Origin of the sequence: Streptomyces sp. NPDC058697, assembly GCF_042715345.1 — a bacterium.
In the GTDB taxonomy this organism is placed as follows: domain Bacteria; phylum Actinomycetota; class Actinomycetes; order Streptomycetales; family Streptomycetaceae; genus Streptomyces; species Streptomyces liliifuscus.
Genome location: NZ_JBHXSU010000015.1, coordinates 61219 through 83219, shown reverse-complemented (window position 1 = coordinate 83219; position 22001 = coordinate 61219). Strand labels below are relative to the sequence as shown.

The 22001-nt window shown below is 71.6% G+C and carries 17 protein-coding genes; 5 read left to right on the top strand and 12 right to left on the bottom strand.

From position 1 onward, the window contains the following. Positions 1 to 23 precede the first annotated feature (23 nt). Positions 24 to 1292: an ATP-binding protein gene (locus tag ACFWXQ_RS30345; protein ID WP_383954180.1), complete on the bottom strand. Its 1269-nt coding sequence runs from the start codon at positions 1290 to 1292 to the stop codon at positions 24 to 26. A gap of 170 nt (positions 1293 to 1462) precedes the next feature. Continuing rightward, positions 1463 to 2140: a response regulator transcription factor gene (locus tag ACFWXQ_RS30340; protein ID WP_037748267.1), complete on the bottom strand. Its 678-nt coding sequence runs from the start codon at positions 2138 to 2140 to the stop codon at positions 1463 to 1465. A gap of 501 nt (positions 2141 to 2641) precedes the next feature. On the opposite strand from ACFWXQ_RS30340, the gene ACFWXQ_RS30335 reads away from it, so the two are divergent. After that, positions 2642 to 4138, top strand: coding sequence for an oligopeptide:H+ symporter (locus tag ACFWXQ_RS30335; protein ID WP_383954178.1), 1497 nt, complete (start codon positions 2642 to 2644; stop codon positions 4136 to 4138). A gap of 166 nt (positions 4139 to 4304) precedes the next feature. On the opposite strand, the gene ACFWXQ_RS30330 is transcribed toward ACFWXQ_RS30335, so the two are convergent. The 6 genes from ACFWXQ_RS30330 to ACFWXQ_RS30305 form a co-directional block, all read right to left on the bottom strand. After that, positions 4305 to 5588 (bottom strand): hypothetical protein, encoded by a 1284-nt coding sequence (locus ACFWXQ_RS30330; RefSeq protein WP_383946096.1) that lies wholly within the window; start codon positions 5586 to 5588, stop codon positions 4305 to 4307. A 77-nt stretch (positions 5589 to 5665) separates the two neighbouring features. Then, positions 5666 to 6787, bottom strand: coding sequence for a neocarzinostatin apoprotein domain-containing protein (locus ACFWXQ_RS30325; protein ID WP_383946099.1), 1122 nt, complete (start codon positions 6785 to 6787; stop codon positions 5666 to 5668). Positions 6788 to 6849: 62 nt separating this feature from the next. Then, entirely contained in the window at positions 6850 to 7770 is a 921-nt protein-coding gene (locus tag ACFWXQ_RS30320; RefSeq protein WP_383946044.1) for a hypothetical protein, read from the bottom strand. Positions 7771 to 7848: 78 nt separating this feature from the next. Next, positions 7849 to 8535, bottom strand: coding sequence for an LPXTG cell wall anchor domain-containing protein (locus ACFWXQ_RS30315; RefSeq protein ID WP_383946102.1), 687 nt, complete (start codon positions 8533 to 8535; stop codon positions 7849 to 7851). A gap of 303 nt (positions 8536 to 8838) precedes the next feature. Beyond that, positions 8839 to 9342 (bottom strand): ATP-binding protein, encoded by a 504-nt coding sequence (locus ACFWXQ_RS30310; protein ID WP_383946047.1) that lies wholly within the window; start codon positions 9340 to 9342, stop codon positions 8839 to 8841. Positions 9343 to 9613: 271 nt separating this feature from the next. Continuing rightward, positions 9614 to 10042, bottom strand: coding sequence for an STAS domain-containing protein (locus ACFWXQ_RS30305; protein WP_383946050.1), 429 nt, complete (start codon positions 10040 to 10042; stop codon positions 9614 to 9616). A gap of 249 nt (positions 10043 to 10291) precedes the next feature. On the opposite strand from ACFWXQ_RS30305, the gene ACFWXQ_RS30300 reads away from it, so the two are divergent. The 3 genes from ACFWXQ_RS30300 (at position 10292) to ACFWXQ_RS30290 (ending at position 14609) form a co-directional block, all read left to right on the top strand. After that, positions 10292 to 11191 (top strand): RNA polymerase sigma factor SigF, encoded by a 900-nt coding sequence (locus tag ACFWXQ_RS30300; protein WP_383946053.1) that lies wholly within the window; start codon positions 10292 to 10294, stop codon positions 11189 to 11191. Between the two features lie 280 nt (positions 11192 to 11471). After that, entirely contained in the window at positions 11472 to 13073 is a 1602-nt protein-coding gene (locus ACFWXQ_RS30295) for a ricin-type beta-trefoil lectin domain protein (RefSeq protein WP_383946056.1), read from the top strand. Positions 13074 to 13175: 102 nt separating this feature from the next. Then, positions 13176 to 14609: a DUF418 domain-containing protein gene (locus ACFWXQ_RS30290; protein ID WP_383946059.1), complete on the top strand. Its 1434-nt coding sequence runs from the start codon at positions 13176 to 13178 to the stop codon at positions 14607 to 14609. A 34-nt stretch (positions 14610 to 14643) separates the two neighbouring features. Here ACFWXQ_RS30290 and hutI read toward each other — a convergent pair whose 3' ends face one another. From hutI to hutU, 4 genes are all read right to left on the bottom strand, one after another. Continuing rightward, entirely contained in the window at positions 14644 to 15831 is a 1188-nt protein-coding gene (hutI, locus tag ACFWXQ_RS30285; protein WP_383946062.1) for an imidazolonepropionase, read from the bottom strand. Between the two features lie 41 nt (positions 15832 to 15872). Continuing rightward, a complete protein-coding gene (locus ACFWXQ_RS30280) occupies positions 15873 to 17234 on the bottom strand; it encodes a formimidoylglutamate deiminase (protein WP_383946065.1) in 1362 nt (453 codons plus the stop codon). After that, the gene (locus ACFWXQ_RS30275) at positions 17231 to 18496 is read right to left on the bottom strand and encodes an allantoate amidohydrolase (RefSeq protein ID WP_383946067.1); all 1266 of its coding nucleotides are present in this window, start codon (positions 18494 to 18496) and stop codon (positions 17231 to 17233) included. The genes ACFWXQ_RS30280 and ACFWXQ_RS30275 overlap by 4 nt, the downstream gene beginning before the upstream one ends. 152 nt (positions 18497 to 18648) lie before the next feature. Next, positions 18649 to 20313 carry a urocanate hydratase gene (gene hutU / locus ACFWXQ_RS30270; protein WP_383946070.1) on the bottom strand — a complete coding sequence of 555 codons (1665 nt, stop codon included), beginning with the start codon at positions 20311 to 20313 and terminating at the stop codon, positions 18649 to 18651. A gap of 229 nt (positions 20314 to 20542) precedes the next feature. On the opposite strand from hutU, the gene ACFWXQ_RS30265 reads away from it, so the two are divergent. Beyond that, positions 20543 to 21997 (top strand): diaminopimelate decarboxylase, encoded by a 1455-nt coding sequence (locus ACFWXQ_RS30265; protein WP_383946105.1) that lies wholly within the window; start codon positions 20543 to 20545, stop codon positions 21995 to 21997. The last annotated feature ends 4 nt before the right edge of the window (positions 21998 to 22001 follow it).

Below are 22001 nucleotides of genomic sequence, written 5' to 3'. Positions count from 1 at the left end.
GCACCCGCACCTCCCCCACTGCGCTAGCGAACCGTCTCCTCGCCGCCCTGCGGCGGCCTGAGCGGCGTACGCGACAGGAACAGCCCGAACACCGGAGGCTGCGCCTGGAGCATCTCCAGGCGCCCCCCGTCGGCCTCCGCGAGGTCGCGGGCCACCGCGAGCCCGATCCCCGTGGAGTTCCGGCCACTGATGGCCCGCTCGAAGATCCGGGCGCCCAGATCGGCCGGGACACCGGGCCCCTCGTCGGTGACTTCGATCACAGCCTGGTTGCCGGTGACGCGCGTGCGCAGCGCGACCGTGCCGCCACCGTGCATCAGGGAGTTCTCGATCAGCGCGGCGAGGACCTGGGCCACGGCTCCGGGCGTCCCGACGGCCTGGAGATGGTGCTTGCCGGAGCTGACGATCGCGCGGCCCGCGTTGCGGTAGGCCGGGCGCCACTCCGCGAGCTGCTGCTTGATGACCTCGTCGAGATCGAAGGTGACGGCGGAGCCGGTGCGCGGGTCCCGGGAGTTCGTCAGGAGCCGTTCGACCACGTCCGTCAGGCGCTCGACCTGGCCCAGCGCGATGGTCGCCTCCTCCTTCACGATGTCCGGGTCGTCGGTGAGGGTGATCTCCTCCAGCCGCATGGACAGCGCGGTCAGCGGCGTACGCAGCTGGTGCGAGGCGTCGGCGGCCAGCCGGCGCTCGGCGGTCAGCATGCGGGCGATGCGCTCGGCCGAGCCGTCCAGGACGTCCGCGACCCGGTCCAGCTCCGGGACGCCGTAGCGCTTGTGGCGCGGCCGCGGATCCCCCGAGCCGAGCCGCTCGGCGGTCTCCGCGAGGTCGGTCAGCGGAGAGGCGAGCCGGTTGGCCTGGCGGACCGCGAGGAGCACGGCGGCGATCACCGCGAGCAGGGCGACCGCCGCGATGAGCAGGAGCGTACGGCCGATCTCCCGGGTGACCGCGGAACGGGGCTCCTGGACCGTGACCGTCTCGCCCTCCTCGCCCTCACGGCTGGAGGTGGTGACGTCCCCCGTGGGCTTGGTGCCGATGTGGATGGCGGCGCGGCCCGGGATCTCGATGCGGGCGTACCGGTCGTCGGCGACCTGGTCCTTGAGGATCCTCGCGCTGACCTGCTCGTCACCGAGGATGCGGCTGTCGACGATGCTCGCCAGCCGCACCGCCTCGGTCTCCACGCGCTCCTGGGCGCTGTCGCCGATCGTGCGGGTCTCGACGATGACGAGCGAGACCCCGAACACGGCGACCACGACCAGCACGACGGCCAACGTGGAACTGATGAGACGGCGACGCACGGGCCCCTCCGGGCAACTGATCAATAAGGGCTGGGGCCACACCCCGCAAGGGGCGCGGGACCGTCACACTCTGCGGCTCCGCCGCGTGGGCGCGACCAGCCACACACGACCCGCGGCCGCGCACTCACCGGCGCCACAACGGCGATGAGGCGCAGCCCGACAGCAACGAGCTAGCTCTTCTCGAAGCGGAACCCGACACCCCGTACCGTCGCGATGTACCGCGGGTTCGCCGCGTCGTCGCCCAGCTTCTTCCGCAGCCACGAGATATGCATGTCGAGGGTCTTCGTGGACGACCACCACGTCGTGTCCCACACCTCACGCATGAGCTGGTCACGCGTGACGACCCGCCCGGCATCCCGGACGAGAACCCGCAGCAGGTCGAACTCCTTGGCGGTGAGCTGGAGCTCCTCGTCGCCCATCCAGGCCCGGTGCGACTCGACGTCGATGCGCACACCGTGCGTGGCGGGCGGCTGCTGGGGCTCGGCCGCGCCGCGCCGCAGCAGGGCCCGGACGCGGGCCAGCAGCTCGGCGAGGCGGAACGGCTTGGTGACGTAGTCGTCGGCGCCCGCGTCCAGGCCGACGACCGTGTCCACCTCGTCGGCACGCGCGGTCAGGATGAGGATCGGCACGGTGTGCCCCTCGGCGCGCAGCCGCCGGGCGACCTCCAGGCCGTCCATGCCGGGCAGCCCGAGGTCGAGCACACACAGATCGATGCCGCCCTGGATGCCGGCGTCGAGCGCGGTGGGGCCGTCCTCGCGTACCTCAACCTCGTACCCCTCCCGGCGCAGGGCGCGGGCCAGGGGTTCCGAGATGGACGCGTCGTCCTCGGCGAGCAGTACTCGGGTCATGAACTGATGGTAGTCCGCTGCGGACCAGTGCAGACAGGGTGATCGACGCCTGTGATTCGCCCGCATCGGGCGGGAGGTGCAACCCTGTGGGTTAGGGATGTAAATCTATGAACGGCCTTCGATTCAGGCGCATAGTTCCATCCATACCTGTGATCCATCTCTCAAGTCATGTCATATGCGGCAATGCCATGCGGTGTGGCCTTATGGTGACCAGACGCCTGTAGCACCACGCAGGGACCTTTGGCGGGAGCTTGACGCCGAAGGTCTCTTTTGTGTGCGGGCTGGTGTCTACCAGCCTTGAAAGGAATGACCTGTGGCCGGGCCCCGAGCGCGAGGACGCGTGCGGGGCGTGGATCCCGGTGGTCGCCGTCCGCCGCTCCGACGACCCGGAGCGGACTCCCCGTGGGCGTGGGGCGGGACGGCCCTCCCCGCCGGTGCCGGCCGCCTCCCCCACCGGGCGCGCGACGCTCTGCAGCGCGTCCCGACCAGCAAGGAACGACCATGGCGTCCAGCCTGACGAAGGACTCGGTCTCTCCGGGCACCCCCGGTTCCGAGAAGACCTTCTTCGGCCACCCCCGCGGACTGGCCACTCTCTTCATGACCGAGATGTGGGAGCGTTTCTCCTACTACGGCATGAGGGCTCTCCTCCCGCTGTACCTGGTCGCACCCGGCGGCCTGCACCTGAGCGCGACCGCCGCGACCGCGATCTACTCGGTGTACCTGTCGCTCGTGTACCTGCTCGCCCTCCCCGGCGGCTGGTTCGCGGACCGCGTGCTCGGCCCCCGCAAGACCGTCGCCGTCGCCGGCCTCGTCATCATGCTCGGCCACCTGACGCTGGCGCTGCCCTCGTCCGGCACGTTCTACGCCGGCCTCGGTCTCGTCGCGATCGGCTCCGGTCTGCTGAAGGCCAACATCTCGACGATGGTCGGCCACCTCTACGACGGTCCGGACGACCCGCGCCGTGACGGCGGTTTCACCGTCTTCTACATCGGCATCAACGTCGGCGCGTTCGCCGCACCGCTGGTCATCGGCACCATCGGCGAGAACGTCAACTGGCACCTGGGCTTCGCGCTCGCCGCGCTCGGCATGGCGCTGGGTCTGGCCCAGTTCCTGATCGGCCGCCGCCACCTCGACACGCGCTCCGACGTCGTCCCGACGCCGCTGTCCGCCGCGGAGAAGGCCTCGACGCTGCGCAAGGGTCTGCTGTGGCTGGCCGTCGCCGCGGTCTTCTACTCCGTCGTCGGCTTCTCCGGCCACTACACGCTGAACTGGATCCTGGTTCCGCTGACGGTCCTCGGCCTGGTCATCCCGGTCTGGGTCATCGCCCGTATCAAGCGGGACAAGTCCCTGGACCGTGTCGAGCAGTCGAAGATGTCCGCGTACATCTGGTTCTTCATCGCCGCGGCCGTCTTCTGGATGATCTACGACCAGGGCGGCTCCACGCTGTCGATCTTCGCCGAGTCGTCGGCCGAGAACACCGTGTTCGGCTGGGAGTTCCCGGTCTCCTGGTACCAGTCGGTGAACCCGGTGCTGATCATGGCCCTCGCCCCGGTCTTCGCCTGGGCCTGGCTGGCGCTGAACCGCGCCGGCAGGGAGCCGAGCACGATCGTGAAGTTCTCCTCGGGTCTGGTCCTGGTCGGCGCGTCGTTCTTCCTCTTCCTGGCTCCTCTGTCGATCGCCGAGGGCGGTCACAAGGCCGCCGCGATGTGGCTGGTCGCCATCTACTTCGTCCAGACCGTCGGCGAACTGACCGTCTCCCCGGTCGGCCTCTCCGTCACCACGAAGATGGCTCCCGCGAAGTACGCCTCCCAGATGATGGGCGTCTGGTTCCTCGCCGTCACCGCCGGCGACGCCACGACGGGCCTGCTCTCCATCGCGGGCGTCGACCTCAACGGCATGGGCGTGGTCGCCATGGAGGCCACCCTCGCCGTGATCGCGGGCATCGCGGTCTACATGTACCGCAACAAGGTCAAGTCCTTGATGGGCGACGTCCGCTAGACGCTCCGCCGAGTTCGGGTACGTCCACCGCGGGTGCATCGTGGCTGATCGCGCAGTTCCCCGCGCCCCTGATCAGGGGCGCGGGGAACTGCGCAGTCTTTTAGGGGCGCGGGGAACTGCGCGACCAGCCACGACGGACCCGCAGCCCCCGAACGGCGACGCTCCCCTACGACGCTCGCCGCGAAGCCCGCCGCCGAGGCATGAACGTGAACACGGCCCCGCCAAGCAGAATCGCGGTCCCGGCAACAAACCCGAGCGCCCGCAGTCCTCCGCTGTCATCGGCCCCCGTGTCGGCCAGCCCGCCGCCGGAGTCACCGGACCCACCGGCACCCGACGTACCGGTTCCCCCGGCGGAGCCACTCCCGCCCGCGGCACCCCCGGGCTGCGCCGACGTGTCCAGCGTCAAGGACACCTCGGACTTCTCCGGCGTACACGTCGTGGTCGTCCCGAGCGCGTTCACCGTCAGCACACCCGGCGAGAGCGTCGACTCCCCGTCGGCGCCCGGCTTGTACGTGCCGGTCATGTCGGAGATCACCATCGGATCCCCGGACTTGATCGCCTCGGGGTTCGTCGGCCCCTCGACATGGACCGTGCCCTTGTCGGCACCGCCGAGCACGACCTCCATCGACGGCTTGACCGAGTCCGCCGGGATGTCGGCGGGGCTGTCCATCACGGACCCCTTGAACTGGACGGTGAGGTCGTAACTCCCGCCGTCCTTCTTGGCGTTGATCTGCACCGGTGAGGTCGCGTTCTTGTCGCCGATCGGCGTCTTGCACGCGTAGGGGATCTTGACCTCCTTGCCGGTGAAGTCGGTCTCACCGCCGCCACCGGTGGTACCGCCCGTGTCGCTGCCCCCGGTCTCGCCCTCGGTCGGGGCCGGCTCGCCGCTCGTCGGCGGCGGGCTGGTCGGGTCGGTGGGACCGGGCGTCGCGGGAGGCGAAGTCCCCTCCCCCGCCGTGACGTTGATCGTCGCCGCGGGCTTCACCGTCTCCGTCGGCGTGCACTTCGTGTCCGTCGAGAAGGCGTTGATGGCGTACGCGTCGGGCGTCAGCGTCACCTCGCCCGCCGTGGTCAGTTTCAGTTTGCCCTTCATGTCGGACAGGACCATCGCCCCGCCCTTGGGAATCGCCGGGTTCTCGCGCGGCCCCTGCATCGCGATGGACGCGGCCTGCGCGCCGGCCGCCTTGAGGGTGCCGGACGGCTGGACCGAGTTCGCGGGCAGATCGATGAGGTCGGGGTTCTTCGACGCGGCCTGCGTGAACTTCCAGACCACCTCGACCTCGTCACCGACCTTCGCCGTGGCAGGCGCGGTGACCTCCACCTTGGTGGTGCCCTTGACCGTCGGCAGCCCGGCGGCCGGAGGCGGTACGCAGTCGGTCGCGTAGGACACCTCGGCGGCCTGGGCCGGTGCCGCGGCCACGCCCAGCAGGACTCCCGCACCGCCGAGCATCATCGCGACCCCTGCCGCGCCCGCTCTCCGGCTGCCTCTGGGCCGTCTCGGCCCCGGCCGGACTCTCCGTTGCGTGCTCACGTGTTTCCCTTCCTGGTGGGGGTCGTCGGACTGTTCTCGTGCGGTGCGGAGAGCGGATCGGCCTCGGCCGCCCCCGGATCGGTGTCCGGGGTGAACCAGGGCAGGGTCGGGTTCGTACGGGATCGCGTACGCGTCGTGGTGTCGGCCTCCGACTCCTCGGAGGAAGCCGGCGTGAGGCTCAACTTCGGCATCCGCAGGGTGACTTCGGGCAGCCGGAGCCCGCCGCGCCGCACACCGTGCGCACCGCGGCCGGGACGCCCCGCACGCCCGCCCCGGCCCGCGCCGGAGCGACCTGCACGTCCGGAGGAGCCACGCGGCCGCATCCGGTCGACCACGGCCATCCCGATCCGGAAGAGCGCGGCCGGTACGACGACACAGACCAGGATCCAGAAGAGCGTCACGCCCCAGGGGCGCCCCACGCCCCACGGCTGCTCGGCGAGGACTTTGCCGCCGAACTTGAGCGAGACGGTGTAGTCGCCGTGCGCGCCGGCGGTCAGCTCGACCGGCAGGGTGATCCGTTCCTTCTCGCCGGGCCCGATGGTGCCGCGCCACTGCTGTTCCTCCCACTGCGGGGCGAACACACCGTGGGAGGTGCCGACCTGGAACACGGGGTTCTTGACGGCGGTGGTGCCGACGTTGCCGACGGTGAAGACGAGCTTGCGGGACGGCGGCGCGCCGAACCAGGTGAGCAGGCCGCTCGACCCGTCGAGCCGGGTGTCGGTGAGCACCGAGAGCCGTCCGCCGCTGTCCTGCTTGGGCAGCGGCTCGACGTCGTGTCCGGCGACCAGGAACGGGGCGTCCGCCTCCGCCTTCTCCCCGGTGACCGTCGCCACGTGCACCACACAGGGGCACGGCTTGGGCGGCTCGGCGACCGGCAGCTTCTTGCTGAAGGCGCCCTTCGCGTCGGTGGTGACGGCCCGGCCGTCCGCGTTGGCACAGGAGTTGGTCCCGCCGATGACGCCCCGGTCGGTCGAGGACTGCCCGCAGATCAGCATCATCAGCAGCGCGTCCGGCCGCCACCCCGTACCGCTCACGGTGATCGAACCGCCCGTCCCCGCCTGGGACTTGGACAGCTTGACCACAGGTTTCTCCGCCGCCGAGGCGGTCGCCCCCGCCATGGGGAACAGCACGAGCGCGAGCACCACGACAACCGCCCGTATCCGCACCCCTGTTTTAGCGCTCACGTCACCGCTCCCGTCAACTCGGCTTCCGTACGCGGCTGTCCGGCGTCCGGTGTCTCCCGCGGCCGCCTACGACGTCGTACGAACCAGTGGCCGCCGGCGGCGCACACCGCGAGCCCGGCCGCCGTGCCCGCCACCGCTCCCCACGGCACGAACCGCGCCGAAGCGCCCGCCTCGTCGTGGGCCCCGCCCGCCGCGGTGACCGTGACCTCGACGTCGACGGAGCCGATCGCGGGCGGGTCGGGCCAGGGTTCGGTGAGCGCGACCCGGCGCCCGGGGAGCAGTTCGACGGGCAGCGTGCGCGGGGCCCGGTCCAGCACCTCGCCGAAGAGCCCCTCGGCGCGTACGGCGAGTTTCGGGGTCAGCACGGTGGTGCCGCGGTTGACCAGTTCGTACGAGATGCGCCCGCCGGCGACCCGTACGTGCTCGACGGTGAGCGCGGCGAGGGTGGGGCCCGCGACCCGCAGATGGACGCGTACGGCCGCGGTCCGGCCGGTGGCGCTCGCGACGATCGCGCCGGGGTGGTCGCCGGGCGTGGCGCCCGCCGGGACGCTCACGGTGAACGGCACGTCCGCGCGGGTACGTGCCGGGATCCGCACCGTCCGCTCGGCGAAGGTGATCCAGGCACCGGTGTCCCTCGCCCTGGTCCGCACGGAGAATCCGCCGCTCCTCGTGTTGTCGGCGTCCGCGCCCCGGAGCCGTACGGTGAGCGGCTTCCCGCCCGGATTGAGCACCGACACGGTGTCCTGAAGGACCGTGCCGGGCGCGCCCTCCGCGTAGAAGTACGGCCGTGCGTCCCGCCCGCCCGCCGACGGCACGACGGACCAGCCGCCGTCGGCCGCGGCGGTGGGAGCGACGGCCAGAAGCACGACGGCGGCGAGACAGAGAACACGGGCAGCGGGCGACGGTACGAACGGCATCGGCGGCTCCGGATGGCGTACGGGTCGTGCGGGTCGTGCCGGACGTGCGGGTCGCGCAAGGTGTACGAGACGTACGGGTCAGCGGTGGGCCTGGTTCCTCCGGGTCAGCCACAGCACTCCGGCCGCGCCCGCCAGCAGCACCGTGCCGCCGAGCGTGCCGAGGGCGATCGCGGAGTCCTCGGGGCCGGTCTGCGGGAGTTCCTCGCCGCCCGCGGGGGCGTCCTGCGAGGAGCCCGTCGTTCCCGTCGTCCCGCCGCCGGCCGCCGTGACGTCCAGGGTCAGCGAGACCTTCGGGCTGTTGGAGGGCGTGCACGTGGTCGTCGTACCGAGGGCCTTGATGGTCAGCACACCCGGCGTGAAGGTGACCTTGCCGGACTCCTTCGGGGTGTACGTGCCCGTGAGGTCGGTGATCTTGATCGGGGTGTTGGCGGGCACGGTCTCCGGGTTGGCGGGTCCCTTGACCGCCAGGGTGCCGGTCTCGGCGCCGCCCAGCTTGATGACGGCGCTCGGGTTCATCGCGCCCTTGCCCAGGTCGACGGGGCTGGACGAGACGCCCTTCTCGAAGGTCATCGTGATCTGGTAGCCGCTGCCGCTCTTGACGCCCTTGATGTCGATGGGCGAGACGGCGGATTTGTCACCGATGGGTGTCTTGCACTGGTAGTTGACGTCCACCACGTCGGCCCGGGCAGCGGGGGCGGCCATCAGCACCGCCGAGCCGGCCAGAGCCGCGGCGGACGCGAGCGCGGCGGTTCGTTTCGGGTACATCCGGTATGACACGGTCCCCTCATTCCTGAAGGCTTTCCTGATGGCGTTCCTGACGGCACATCAGATCGGCCGTCAAGGTACGCCCGGCGCCTTGCCGAGGGAAGACAAAATGCGCGCCGGATCCGTGGGGATCCAACGCGCATCAAGTGAGGAAAGGGCAAGCACCCGAACCACGGGTAACCCAAGAGACACCCAGGGGTAGGCGCCCCTGAAAGGGGCGCGGGGAACTGCGCGACAAGCCACAACGGACCCGCAGACGAAGAAACCCGCAGGCCACGCCAAACAGCCAGACCCAGCCGAGCGCTAAGCCGGCGCCCCAAGCTCCGCCCAGACCGTCTTGCCCGCAACCCCGTTCGTACGGATCACACCCCAGTCCAGACACAGCCGCTGCACGATGAACATCCCGTGCCCACCGGGCCGCCCGGCCCGGTGCGGCGTGCGCGGAGCCGGCTGGCCCGCCCCCCGGTCGGAGACCTCGACCCGGAGCACCTTGTTCTCGCAGGCGATCGAGAGCTCGTCCGGGCCCTCGGCATGCAGACAGGCGTTCGTGACCAGCTCGGAGACGACCAGCAGGACGTCCTCCGCTGCGGCCCGCTGGTCGGCGCCGGCCGCGGGCAGCCAGCCCCACTCGTACAACGCCTGACGGGCGAAGTCGCGGGCGAGCGGGACGACCCCGCTCGCGCCGTCGAAGTTCAGCCGACGGGCCCGACGCACGACGGGCGTACCGCCCGGGGGCGTCCCGGAAGCGCCGCCGTCGCCCGGTTCCGGGCCGCGGTCGCCCGGCGGGTAAGGCCGGGTGGTGCTCATCAGCGCTTCACCTCACCGATTCACCAGTTCACGATTCAAGACTCAGCACTCAGTACATTCAGGACATTCGGAAAGCTCAGGGACATTCGGGATCCGGGAGTCGTCCGGGGACTGCCGCGCGCTTGCCGTTCGGTCTGTTGACATATTCAGGATGTCTCCTGCCCGACCGAACCGTCAGAACACCCACTTATTCGGCACGGATGCTGTGACTCTGGTAACGCGCTGATCACACGGACACAACCGAGGCATAACTTTGCCCCAGAAGAGCGCCTCAGGGCGACTGGTCGCCACGATCGGGCCCGGGTTTTCCGGCCTCGGATCCATCGGACCCGGGCTCGGCCAGAGCCTCTTCGAGCGTGTCGTGGAGGGTGAAGACGGCTTCCGCCCCGGTGATCTCGAAGACCCGGGACACCACCGGCAGCATGCCCGCCAAATGGACCCCGCCGCCCGCGGCCTCGGCCTTCAGCCGGGCGCCGAGCAGCACGTTCAGCCCCGTGGAGTCGCAGAACTCCAACTGCGAGCAGTCCACGACGAGGCGCGCGAACCCGCGATCGAGGCATTCCTCGATCGGTTCGCGCAGTAGATCCGCCGTATGGTGATCCAACTCACCGGCCGGGGTCACGACGGCGCTGGCGCCCTCTTCCCGCACCTCGACCAGAAGCCGGCCCGACTGTGCGCTGCCGACCGTCCCGCGGTCCATGCCGTGTCTCACTTCCGAGCGTCGTGGCTGTTGATACGCCCTCGAACCCTACGCCTTCCTTGCACCCTCCAACACCCGAACAACCGCCAAGAAACGGACATTTAGCAATGAAACACACTTGCGGGAGAGTCGCGAAAGCGGGTAGGGCTAGTAGAGACAGTTTTCGAGACGGCCGGCTTTGGAGGCGCCGCACACCGCAGTGCACGTATTGGCATCGGCAGCCATATGCCGAGAACGATGGAGGACACCATGTCACCCCGGCTCGACGCATCGCAGCCCCAGAGGGCGACGTCGACACCCCCTCTGGAACGACTGGAAGACGAGTCCGCCGACGAGAACGCCGGCCTCGCCGGACTTCCGGAGATCCCGCCTTTCGACGAGGTCGGGCCAGTGGACGCACGGGCCCTGTCCAAGACCCTCTTCCAGCGGCTGGAGTCGCTGGAAGAAGGCACCCACGAGTACTCGTACGTACGCAACACCCTGGTCGAACTCAATCTCGCCCTGGTGAAGTTCGCGGCCTCCCGGTTCCGCTCCCGCAGTGAGCCGATGGAGGACATCATCCAGGTCGGCACGATCGGCCTGATCAAGGCGATCGACCGCTTCGAGCTCAGCCGTGGCGTCGAGTTCCCGACCTTCGCGATGCCGACCATCGTCGGCGAGATCAAGCGCTTCTTCCGCGACACCTCATGGTCCGTGCGGGTGCCGCGCCGACTGCAGGAACTCCGCCTCGACCTGGCCAAGGCGGGCGACGAACTCGCGCAGCAATTGGACCGCGCTCCGACGGTGGGAGAGCTGGCGGAGCGTCTGGGGCTGTCGAACGACGAGGTCGTCGAGGGCATGGCCGCGTCGAACGCCTATACGGCGAGCTCGCTCGACGCCCAGCCCGAGGAGGACGACTCCGAGGGCGCGCTGGCGGACCGGATCGGTTACGAGGACCACGGGCTCGAAGGCATCGAGTACGTCGAGTCGTTGAAGCCGCTGATCGCCGAACTCCCGCCGCGCGACCGGCAGATCCTGTCCCTGCGGTTCGTCGCCAACATGACCCAGTCCGAGATCGGTGACGAACTCGGCATCTCGCAGATGCACGTCTCGCGGCTGCTCTCGCGGACGCTGGTGCGGCTGCGCAGGGGACTGACCGTCGAGGAGTGACGGTCGCCGTCGCCACCTCCACCGCACGGCCGCGCAGGGTCTGTGGTCGTACCGGCGCACCAGGCGCGTAGGTGTGCGCTCGGGGCCGGGCCGGATCATCCGGCCCGGCCCCGAGTGCGTTGTCCACGGGTCACGCGGGTCCGTGCCCTCGTATCCCCCGAGTTACCCACGGGAACCCCTTTCTTCACTGGTCGCCTTCCATCACTATGGTCACCCGCCAAACTGGCTGGTATGTCAGTTGTCCGGCGGGTGAGGCGCGGGGGTCCAGGGAGGCACGTGGATGGGTCGGGGCGAGGGCGAGGGGCACGGGGCCGGCGGTGATGCCGGGAACGGAGGCGGGGCCGGGGGCGCGGCCGGCGTGCACGCGGGTGCGGCCGACGCGCGGCTCACCGAACTGCTGCGCGCGGACACCAAGACCGCGTACGCGGCACTGCGCGAACTGCGCGTGCGCCACCGGCCGGCGGTCCTCGCGTACGCCCGTCTGTGCACCACCGCCGAATCCGCGGCGCGGCAGCTGACGGACCGGGCGTTCGCCCTGGCGGCCCAGGAGACCGCGCGCGGCACCGACCCGGGCGGCCCCTGGCGGCACCAACTCCTGCTGCTGGCGGGGCGGGTGGCCGTCACCTGGACCGGGGACGAACGGGCCGACCGCCTCGACCCCGGACTGCTCGCGCGGCTGCGCACGGCCGGTCCCGAGGGCCCGACGCCTCCGCTGCTCGACGCGTTCCGGTCGCTCCCCTCCCGGGTCCAGTGCCTCGCCTGGTACGGGATCGTGGAACAGGAGCCCGAGGAGAGCACGGCAGGCCTGCTGGGACTGACCCGCGAGGACGTGACGTACGGGACGGAGCCGGCGCTCCAGGCCCTGCGCGCGTCCTTCCTGAAGAGCCACCTCGCCGCCTCCGGCGATCCGCGCTGCCAGGACTTCCGCCGGCTGATCGAGGAGTCGGTACGCCCCGACAGCCCCCGCCACAGCGCGGATCTGCGCGCCCACATGGCCGAGTGCGCGCACTGCGCCACCGCGTACGAGGAGTTGTCCGCGCTGCGGGACGACCCGCACACGGGCCTGGCCGAGGGTCTGCTGCCGTGGGGCGGCACGGCGTACGCCACGGGTGCGGCGGCCCGCTCGCGCGCCACCGCGCAGACGGAGTCGGCCACTTGGGGGTCCCTGGCGGCCTGGCCGCCCTCCCGTCGCCTCGTGCTGGCCTCCGCGGCGCTCGGGGTCGCCCTGGCCCCGCTGGTGCTCTTCCTCCTCACCTCGGGCGGCTCAGGGCCCGACACGGCGGGGAGCGCGGGGAATCCGGTGCCCCCGCCGGCGGTCACGGTGACGGCCACGGTCCCGACGGCACCGTCCGCGTCCCCCACGGGCAGCACCAAGCCCCCTTCCCCGACCAGGAGTTCACGCCCGTCGAAGTCGGCGTCCCCGAGCCCGTCCCACCCGACGTCCGGCCCGCCGTCCGCCCCGGCGCCGCCTCCGAACGGCAGTTACGCCCAGGTCGTGAACCGCTCCACCGGCCGCTGTCTGGACATCCGGGACGGCGACATGGAGAAGGGCACGGACGTCGTCACGGCCCCCTGCTCCTCGTCCGGCACCCAGCGCTGGCGCGTCGACGCGGACCGGGGCGCGCTGCAGTCGTACGCGGACCCCGACTTCTGTCTGGACAGCCGCGGCGCGACCGACGACGGCGTGGGCATCTGGGAGTGCGACTCGCTCGGCGGCCGCAACGCCGTGAACCTGCGGTTCGCGGTGTCCGCCGACGGCGCGATCCGCCCGGCCGTCGCCCCGGACCACGCGCTGACTCCGTACGGCGACGACGGCCTGGACCTGGCCCCGGACACGGGACGGACGGAACAGCTGTGGCGGGCGGGGGCGGGGCCTTCGTAGCGACTTTGGTCGCGGGTCCCCGACCCGATGTCATCCCTTGGTCGGCCGGTGCTGGACCGCCGGCCGATATCGCGCAGGTCACGCCCTTCCTAGCTTGGGGTCATGACGATCACGAGCGAAGAGACGCCGGTGCGGCGCGGGGGCGTGCGGGCCGAGGAGCGGGCGCTCGCACCCGACCTCGCACGCGGGATCATGCTGTTGCTCATCGTTCTGTCCAACACCGCCTTCCACCTCTGGGCCGCCAGGCGCGGACCCTCGGGCTGGCAGCCCGCGGACGGCTCATGGTTCGACCACGCGGTGCAGTTCACCATGATCATCGTGCTGGACCTGCGGGTCTATCCGCTCTTCGCGTTCCTCTTCGGCTACGGGATGATGCAGCTCTTCCTCCGGCAGACCGCCGCCGGCAACTCGGAGCGGGGCGCCGCCAGGATCCTGCGCAGGCGCAGTCTGTGGCTGATCGTCATCGGGCTCCTGCACTCCAGCCTGCTGATGGCGGGCGACATCGTCGGCTACTACGGAGTGCTGAGTCTCGTCCTCGGCCTGGTCTTCCTGCGGCGCAGCGAGCGCGCGCTGAAGCGGTGGATCTGCGCCGGCGCCGTGCTGATCGTGTTCTTCGCGGCCCAGCCCGTCGTGTCGGCCCTGCTCCGGGGCGAGTTGGGCACCCTCGGGGACGCGGGCGCGGAGCCCGGCTTCATGGCGTACGCGGCACAGGAGGGGAACTGGCTCACGGCGGCCGGGACCCGGCTGGAGACCGGCCTGTTCGTCACGTTCCTGGCCTCCGCGCTGGCACTGGTCGGCGGCGGGTACGTCGTCTTCCTGCTCGGCTTCTGGGCGGCCCGCCGCCGTGTCCTGGAGGAGCCCGGACGCCACCGGACCCTGTTGCGCCGTACGGCCGTCATCGGCATCGCGGTCGGCTGGCTCGGCGCGCTGCCCGCCGCGCTCGCCCACATCGGCGCCCTGGACGTACCGGCCGACGCACAGAGCGAGGAGGGGGCGCTCACGCTGCTCCGGGACGTCACGGGCAACGCCGCGGGGCTCGGTTACGTGGCGGCCGTGGCGCTCTTCGTGCGTTGGTGGAGCGGCCGAGGGGCGCGCGTGGGGGCGGGGGCGCGTGCTGACGCGAGTACGGGTGCTGCGAGCGCGGGCGCAGGCGTGGGTTCGGCGGGTGCGGGTGTGGGTGAGGTTGCGAGTGCGGGTGAGGGTGAGGTTGCGAGTGCGGGTGAGGTTGCGCGGGCCGGGGCGGGTACGGGTGTCGGGGTTGAGGTCGGTGCCACGGTCGTCGCGGCCGTGTCGGCGGTCGGCAAGCGGTCCCTGTCCTGCTACCTCGCGCACTCGCTGCTCTTCGCGCCGGTGCTGGCCGCCTGGGGGCTCGGCCTCGGCGAGCACCTGTCCAGCTGGACCATGGCGCTCTTCGCAGTCGGCGTGTGGCTGCTCACGGTGGCGGGGGCGTACGCCCTGGAGCGCGCGGGGCGCAGGGGCCCGGCCGAGGCGGTGCTGCGGCGGCTGATGTACGGGGTCCGGGCCAAGACGGGCTGAGTGACCGGCCCGCTGTGGCCCGGGGCCGCCCGCTTCACGCCACGCGTACGCCCCGCCGCCACACCTGGTCGACCAGCGGTACGCCCGGCCGGTAGGCCAGGTGGACGTGGCTCGGGGCGTCGAGGAACGCGAGGTCCGCGTACGCGCCCGGGGTGAGGCGGCCGACATCGGTGCGGCGAAGGGCCCGGGCTCCGCCCGCGGTGGCCGACCACAGCGCCTCGTCCGGGGTCATGCGCATGTCCCGTACGGCCAGGGCGATGCAGAAGGGCACGGACGACGTGAAGGACGAGCCCGGGTTGCAGTCGGTGGAAAGGGCGACGGTGGCGCCCGCGTCGAGGAGGCGGCGGGCATCCGGCCATTCGGCACGGGTGGAGAACTCCGCGCCGGGGAGCAGGGTCGCCACGGTGTCACCGCTCGCGAGGGCGTCGACGTCCGCGTCCGTGAGGTGGGTGCAGTGGTCCGCGCTCGCCGCGTCCAGTTCGACCGCGAGTTGGACGCCGGGACCGTACGAGAGCTGGTTGGCGTGGACGCGGGGGTGCAGGCCCTTCGCCCTGCCCGCCGTGAGGATCGCGCGGGCCTGGTCGCCGTCGAAGGCGCCCTTCTCGCAGAAGACGTCGACCCAACGGGCGTACGGGGCACAGGCGTCGAGCATCTCGCCGGTGACGAGCGCGACGTACGCGGCGGGGTCGTCGGCGAAGTCCGGGGAGACGATGTGGGCGCCGAGGTAGGTCACCTCGTCGGTGTGCGCGGAGGCGATGCGCAGGGCCCGGGCCTCGTCCTCGACCGTCAGCCCGTAGCCGGACTTCGTCTCGAAGGTGGTCGTGCCCTGGCGCAGGGCCTCGGCGAGGTAGTGGGTGAGGTTGCGCTCCAGCTCCTCGTCGCTCGCCGCCCGGGTGGCGGCGACGGTCGTACGGATGCCGCCGGCACTGTAGGCCCGGCCGGACATCCGGGCGTTGAACTCCTGCGTGCGGTCGCCCGCGAAGACGAGGTGCGAGTGGGAGTCGACGAAGCCCGGGATCACCGCGCGGCCACCGGCGTCGACCCGATTGTCAGTGGCGGGTGCTTCTCTTGAATCACCGGTCCACGCGATGCGGTCGCCGTCGATGACGACGGCCGCGTCCTGGATCAGACCAAGAGGGGACCCGTCACCGAGGGAGGGATCGTTGGTGACCAGACTGGCGATGTTGGTGATGACGGTCGTCGTGCCGTTCGCAGTACTCATGGCGTCCTTGTCGGGGCTCGGGCTCGGGCTGGGCGCGAGGATCAGGCGCGCAGGGCTTCGACGGCGTCGGCCATGGCCTGCGGCACGTTCGGCACGAGGGCATGGGCCCCGTCGCGTACGACATGGCGGCCGCCCACGACCGTATGGCGCACGTCCGCCGCGGTCGCCGCGAATACGGCCGTCTCGGCGCCGAGCCGCGGCACCGGCCCCGCTGTTCTGACCGAGTCGAGCGCGATCGTCGTGAAGTCGGCGAGCGCGCCGGGTTCGAGCGTGCCCGCGTCGTCCCAGCCCAGGGCCGCGTGGCCGTCCGCGGAGGCGGCGCGCAGGAGCGCCGCCGCCGTCCAGTGGCCGCGGGTGCGGGTGCGCAGGCGCTCGTTCAGCTCCATGGCGCGTGCCTCTTCGAGCAGGTCGATGACGGCGTGGCTGTCGGAGCCGAGGGACAGCGGCGAGCCCGCCCGCTGGAGTGCGACGGCCGGTCCGATGCCGTCGGCGAGGTCGCGCTCGGTGGTCGGGCACATGCAGGTGCCGGTCGTGGAGCCGCCGAGCAGCGCGATGTCCTCGTCGGTGAGGTGGGTGTTGTGGACGCCCGTCGTGCGGGGGCCGAGCACCCCGTGGTCGGCGAGCAGCCGGGTCGGCGTGCAGCCGTGCGTCTCCAGGCAGGCGTCATTCTCCGCCGTCTGCTCGGACAGGTGCACATGGAGCGGGGCCCGCCGCTCCTCGGCCCACCGCGCCACCGTCGCCAACTGCCCCGCGGGCACGGCCCGTACGGAGTGGATGGCCGCCCCGATCCGTGCGTGATCCCGGTCCTTGAGAACTGAACAGCGTTCGGCCCAGGCCTCCGCGGTGCCGTCGGAGAAGCGCAGCTGGTGCCGGTTCGGGGGCTGCCCGGTGCGCTTGTTGAGGAGGCCGGCGGCGAGGTAGGCGGTGTCGAGGAGGGTGATGCGGATGCCCGCCTCGACGGCGGCCTCGACGAGGGCTTCGCCCATCGCGTTCGGGTCGGCGTACGAGGTGCCGCCCGGCGCGTGGTGGACGTAGTGGAACTCACCGACGGCCGTGACTCCGGCGAGGGCCATCTCGGCGTACACCGCGCGGGCGAGCGCGTGGTACGTGTCCGGGGTCAGCCGGTCCGCGAAGGAGTACATGATCTCGCGCCAGGTCCAGAAGGTGCCGGAGCCGACCTGGACGGTGCCGCGCAGGGCGCGGTGGAAGGCGTGGCTGTGGGCGTTGGCGAGACCGGGAAGGGTCAGCCCGCGCAGGATCTCGGTGCCGGGCGGCGGGGTGTCGACCCCCGTGCGGACGGCGGCGATCCGCCCGTCTCCGCCCACGTCCAGGGCCACGCCCGGCTCGACGAAGGAGTCGAGCCAGGCGTGCTCCAGCCAGTAGGTCGTGCCTCGCGCGCTCACGTGCAGGCCAGCCCTTCCAGTACGTCGGCAAGTGCGGTCACCCCGGCCACGCAGTCGTCCTCGGCGGCGTACTCGGCCGGCGAGTGCGAGACGCCCGTGGGGTTGCGTACGAACAGCATGGCGGTGGGGATGGATCCGGAGAGGATCCCGGCGTCGTGTCCCGCGCCCGTTCCGAGGACGGGGACCTTGAGGTCCGCTTCCTTCTCCCTGCCCAGGATGCGGGCGATCTCGTCCCGCAGGGCGTGCTCGAACTCGACGACGGGGGTGAACGACTCCCGGACGATGTCGAGTTGGACCCCGTGCTCGTCGGCGTACTCGCGGGCCGCCTTCTCGATGCCGCTCACGACCGTGTCGAGGGTCGCCTGGTCGGCGGCGCGGGAGTCGAGCCAGCCGCGCACGAGGGAGGGGATGGCGTTGACGCCGTTCGGCTCGACCGAGATCTTGCCGAAGGTCGCCACGGCACCCGCGAGGCTCGCCTCCCGCCGGGCGGCGAGCACGGTCTCGGCGTACGACAGCATCGGGTCGCGGCGGTCCACGAGCCGGGTGGTCCCCGCGTGGTTGGCCTCGCCCCGGAAGTCGAACCGCCACCGCCCGTGCGGCCAGATGGCGCTCGCGATGCCGACCTGGTCGCCGGAGAGGTCGAGGGCACGCCCCTGCTCGACGTGCAGTTCGACGAACGCACCGATCCGGGCCAGGCGCTCGGGGTCGGCCCCGATGGCGTCCGGGTCGTAGCCGGCGGCCTCCATGGCCTGCGGAAGGCTGACCCCGTCACCGTCCCGGAGCTGCCGTGCCTGCTCGACGGTGAGCTCCCCGGCCGCGAGCCGCGACCCCACACAGGCGAGCCCGAACCGGGCCCCTTCCTCGTCACCGAAGTTCACGATGGCGAGGGGCTTGGCGAACCGTGCGTTTCTGCTCCGCAGCTCATCCAGCGCGGCGAAGGAGGACACGACACCGAGCGGACCGTCGAAGGCGCCCCCATCGGGCACCGAGTCGAGATGCGACCCGGTGACGACGGCGTCCCCCTCGGCGGGATCCCCGAGCCAGGCCCACTGGTTCCCGTTCCGGTCCAGCTCATAGCTCAGCCCCCGCGCCCGGGCCTGCCCCTCGAACCAGTCCCGACAGTCCCGATCGGCCCCGCTCCAGGCGAACCGCCGGTACCCACCGGAGTCTGGGTGCCGCCCGATGGGCTGCAACTCCCGCCACATGTCGTGGAAGGAGGGAGGCGCTGAGCGCGGCTGAGCCTTCGAGCCCGGTCCAGGCATTTTCAGCCCGTCCGGCGTTTGAGGACGAGGCCGTTCAGGCCGATCGGGGGTCTGGGGGCGGAGCCCCCGGCGGGGTCCAGGGGCAGAGCCCATGGTTTCGGGAAGGGGCGGGGTGGGGGAAGAAGAGTCCCGCTCCCCACCGAACGGCAGGCTCACGCGGACTCGCCTTCCCGCATGGGAACCCGGACGCCCCGCTCGTCAGCGACCGACTCCGCAATGTCGTACCCGGCGTCCACATGCCGAATGACACCCATCCCGGGGTCATTGGTCAGCACACGCCGGATCTTCTCCCCGGCCAGCTTCGTCCCGTCGGCCACGGACACCTGCCCGGCATGGATGGACCGCCCCATCCCCACCCCGCCACCGTGGTGGATGGACACCCAGGACGCCCCGGACGCCACGTTCACCATGGCGTTCAGCAGCGGCCAGTCGGCGATCGCGTCGGAGCCGTCGAGCATGGCCTCGGTCTCCCGGTAGGGGGAGGCGACGGAGCCGCAGTCAAGGTGGTCGCGCCCGATGGCGAGGGGAGCCTGCAGCTCACCACTGGCCACCATGTCGTTGAACCGCTCGCCCGCCTTGTCCCGCTCGCCGTAGCCGAGCCAGCAGATGCGGGCCGGGAGGCCCTGGAAGTGGACGCGCTCGCCGGCCAGCTTGATCCACCGGTGCAGGGACTCGTTCTCCGGGAAGAGGTCGAGGATCGCCTTGTCGGTCTTGTGGATGTCGGAGGCCTCACCGGACAGGGCGGCCCAGCGGAAGGGGCCCTTGCCCTCGGAGAAGAGCGGCCGGATGTAGGCGGGGACGAAGCCGGGGAAGGCGAACGCCCGCTCGTAACCGGCGAGTTGGGCCTCGCCCCGGATGGAGTTGCCGTAGTCGAACACCTCGGCACCGGCGTCCATGAAGCCGACCATGGCCTCCACGTGCCGGGCCATGGACTCACGGGCACGGGTCGTGAACCCGGCAGGGTCCTTCGCGGCGTACGAGGCCATGTCGTCGAAGTCGACGCCCACGGGGAGGTAGGCCAGCGGGTCGTGGGCCGAGGTCTGGTCGGTCACGATGTCGACGGGGGCGCCCTCGGCGAGCATGCGCGGCAGCAGTTCGGCGGCGTTGCCGAGGAGCCCGATGGAGAGCGGGCGGCGGGCGTCGCGGGCCTCGACGGCGAGCTGGAGGGCGTGCTCCAGGGAGTCGGCCCTCACGTCGAGGTACCGGTGCTCGATGCGGCGCTCGATGGCGCGCGGGTCGACGTCGATACAGATCGCGACGCCGTCGTTCATGGTGACGGCGAGCGGCTGGGCGCCGCCCATGCCGCCGAGGCCGGCGGTGAGGGTGATCGTGCCGGCGAGTGTGCCGCCGAACTTCTTGGCGGCGACGGCGGAGAACGTCTCGTAGGTGCCCTGGAGGATGCCCTGGGTGCCGATGTAGATCCAGGAACCGGCCGTCATCTGCCCGTACATGGTGAGGCCGAGGGCCTCCAGGCGGCGGAACTCCTCCCAGTTCGCCCAGTCGCCCACCAGGTTGGAGTTGGCGATGAGGACGCGCGGGGCCCACTCGTGGGTCTGCATGACGCCGACGGGCCTGCCGGACTGGACGAGCATCGTCTCGTCCTGCTTGAGCGTGCGCAGCGTACGGACCATGGCGTCGAACGAGCGCCAGTCGCGGGCGGCCTTGCCGGTGCCGCCGTAGACGACGAGCTTGTCGGGGTGCTCGGCGACCTCGGGGTCGAGGTTGTTCTGCAGCATCCGCAGCGCGGCTTCCTGCTGCCATCCCAGGGCGCTCAGTTCCGTACCGCGCGGTGCTCGGACGGGGCGGGGTCCTGACATGGTCTGCCTCCTGGCGGCTGGTGAGTGCTCCGGGTGGTGCCGGTCATTCAGTCGATATTCACATCCTGATCGCCTGAATAGAACTAGTCAATACCTTCGTGGGCCAGCACGGGCGCGGCGCGGATGTTTGGCTGGATGTATGGCGGCATACACAGGCGCGGGAGACGCGGACCCGACGGGCGAAGAACCGGACGGAACTCCGGAGGGTCCGGGCGGATCTCCGAAGGGGCTGGGCGGAAGTCCGGACGGACCGGGCGGAAGTCCGGACGGACCGGACACGATTCCGTACGGACCCGGCGGAGGTCCGGGCAGGAAGCCGAGAGGCACTCCGGACGGGGATCGGGGCACGGACCTGGACGGGGGCCTTCGGCGGGACGAGGCTGTCCGTGCGGCCGTCGAGCAGGGGCTGGTCGGTCCCGCCACCCCCATCGTCGGGCTCCTCGACATCACCGGCATCCGGGCCTCGGCGACGGCCCTGCACGCGGCCTTCGACGCGGTGACGGCACCGGGGACGCCCGTGCTGCACGCGTTCGCGGTGAAGGCGACCCCCCTCGTGCCGGTGCTGCGGCTGCTGCACCGGGAGGGCATCGGCGCGGAGGTCGCGAGCCCGGGCGAGCTGGCCCTCGCCCGCGCGGCCGGGGTCCCGCCGTCCCGTACGGTCCTCGACTCGCCCGCCAAGACCCCGGCGGAGCTGCGGGAGGCGCTCGCCCTGGGCATCGCCGTCAACGCGGACAACCCGCAGGAGCTGGACCGCCTCGACGCCCTCGTGCACTCGGCCTCCACCCGATCCCCCATCGGGATCCGGGTGAACCCCCAGGTCGGCGGGGGTTCGATCGGGGCGCTCTCGACGGCGACGGCGACCTCGAAGTTCGGGGTGGCGCTGCGGGACGAGGGGGCTCGCGAGTGGGTCGTGCGGGCGTATCTGGACCGGCCGTGGCTGACGCGGCTGCACGCGCACTCCGGTTCGCAGGGGATGCCGCTGGAGCTGATGGCACGGGGGGTCGCGGAGACGTACGGGCTCGCGGAGGAGATCAACGAGCGGGCCGGGCGGCGGCAGATCGACACGCTCGACATCGGCGGCGGCCTGCCGGTGAACTTCGGGTCGGACACGCACACACCCACGTACGAGGAGTACGCGCGGCTGCTCGCGGAGACCGTGCCGGGGCTGTTCGACGGGCGGTACGGGCTGGTCACGGAGTTCGGGCGGTCGCTGCTCGCCAAGCACGGGGTGGTGCTGGCGCGGGTCGAGTACGCGAAGTCGGCCGGCGGACGGGCGATCGCGGTGACACACGCGGGGGTGCAGGTGGCGGCGCGCACGGTGTACGCGCCGCGGTCCTGGCCGTTGCGGGTGGCCGCGTACGACACGAAGGGGCGGCCCAAGGCGGGGCCCGACGTGGTGCAGGACGTGGCGGGTCCCGCGTGCTTCGCGGGCGACCTGCTGGCGGAGGGGCGGTCGATGCCGTTGCTCGAACAGGGCGAGTACGCGGCCGCGTTGGACACGGGGGCGTACTACTTCGCGCACCACTACGCGTACAACTCCCTCGCGCGGCCCTGGATCCACGGCTTCGGGTCCGACGGGGCGGGCGGGGTTCGGTTCGCCGTGGTCCGGACGCCGCAGACGCTCGACGAGATCGTGGCGGAGTCGGGAGGGGCGCACGCGGGGTCGCTGACCGGCACGTTCTGAGACG

What these genes read in the sequence shown, in the direction of transcription:
- hutU (WP_383946070.1), bottom strand. Translation starts at nt 20,313, where the DNA reads ATGTCAGGACCCCGCCCCGTCCGAGCACCGCGCGGTACGGAACTGAGC.
- ACFWXQ_RS30305 (WP_383946050.1), bottom strand. Translation starts at nt 10,042, where the DNA reads ATGGACCGCGGGACGGTCGGCAGCGCACAGTCGGGCCGGCTTCTGGTC.
- ACFWXQ_RS30300 (WP_383946053.1), top strand. Translation starts at nt 10,292, where the DNA reads ATGTCACCCCGGCTCGACGCATCGCAGCCCCAGAGGGCGACGTCGACA.
- ACFWXQ_RS30340 (WP_037748267.1), bottom strand. Translation starts at nt 2,140, where the DNA reads ATGACCCGAGTACTGCTCGCCGAGGACGACGCGTCCATCTCGGAACCC.
- ACFWXQ_RS30275 (WP_383946067.1), bottom strand. Translation starts at nt 18,496, where the DNA reads ATGCCTGGACCGGGCTCGAAGGCTCAGCCGCGCTCAGCGCCTCCCTCC.
- ACFWXQ_RS30335 (WP_383954178.1), top strand. Translation starts at nt 2,642, where the DNA reads ATGGCGTCCAGCCTGACGAAGGACTCGGTCTCTCCGGGCACCCCCGGT.
- hutI (WP_383946062.1), bottom strand. Translation starts at nt 15,831, where the DNA reads ATGAGTACTGCGAACGGCACGACGACCGTCATCACCAACATCGCCAGT.
- ACFWXQ_RS30295 (WP_383946056.1), top strand. Translation starts at nt 11,472, where the DNA reads ATGGGTCGGGGCGAGGGCGAGGGGCACGGGGCCGGCGGTGATGCCGGG.
- ACFWXQ_RS30325 (WP_383946099.1), bottom strand. Translation starts at nt 6,787, where the DNA reads ATGGCGGGGGCGACCGCCTCGGCGGCGGAGAAACCTGTGGTCAAGCTG.
- ACFWXQ_RS30310 (WP_383946047.1), bottom strand. Translation starts at nt 9,342, where the DNA reads ATGAGCACCACCCGGCCTTACCCGCCGGGCGACCGCGGCCCGGAACCG.
- ACFWXQ_RS30290 (WP_383946059.1), top strand. Translation starts at nt 13,176, where the DNA reads ATGACGATCACGAGCGAAGAGACGCCGGTGCGGCGCGGGGGCGTGCGG.
- ACFWXQ_RS30330 (WP_383946096.1), bottom strand. Translation starts at nt 5,588, where the DNA reads ATGCTCGGCGGTGCGGGAGTCCTGCTGGGCGTGGCCGCGGCACCGGCC.
- ACFWXQ_RS30315 (WP_383946102.1), bottom strand. Translation starts at nt 8,535, where the DNA reads ATGTACCCGAAACGAACCGCCGCGCTCGCGTCCGCCGCGGCTCTGGCC.
- ACFWXQ_RS30320 (WP_383946044.1), bottom strand. Translation starts at nt 7,770, where the DNA reads ATGCCGTTCGTACCGTCGCCCGCTGCCCGTGTTCTCTGTCTCGCCGCC.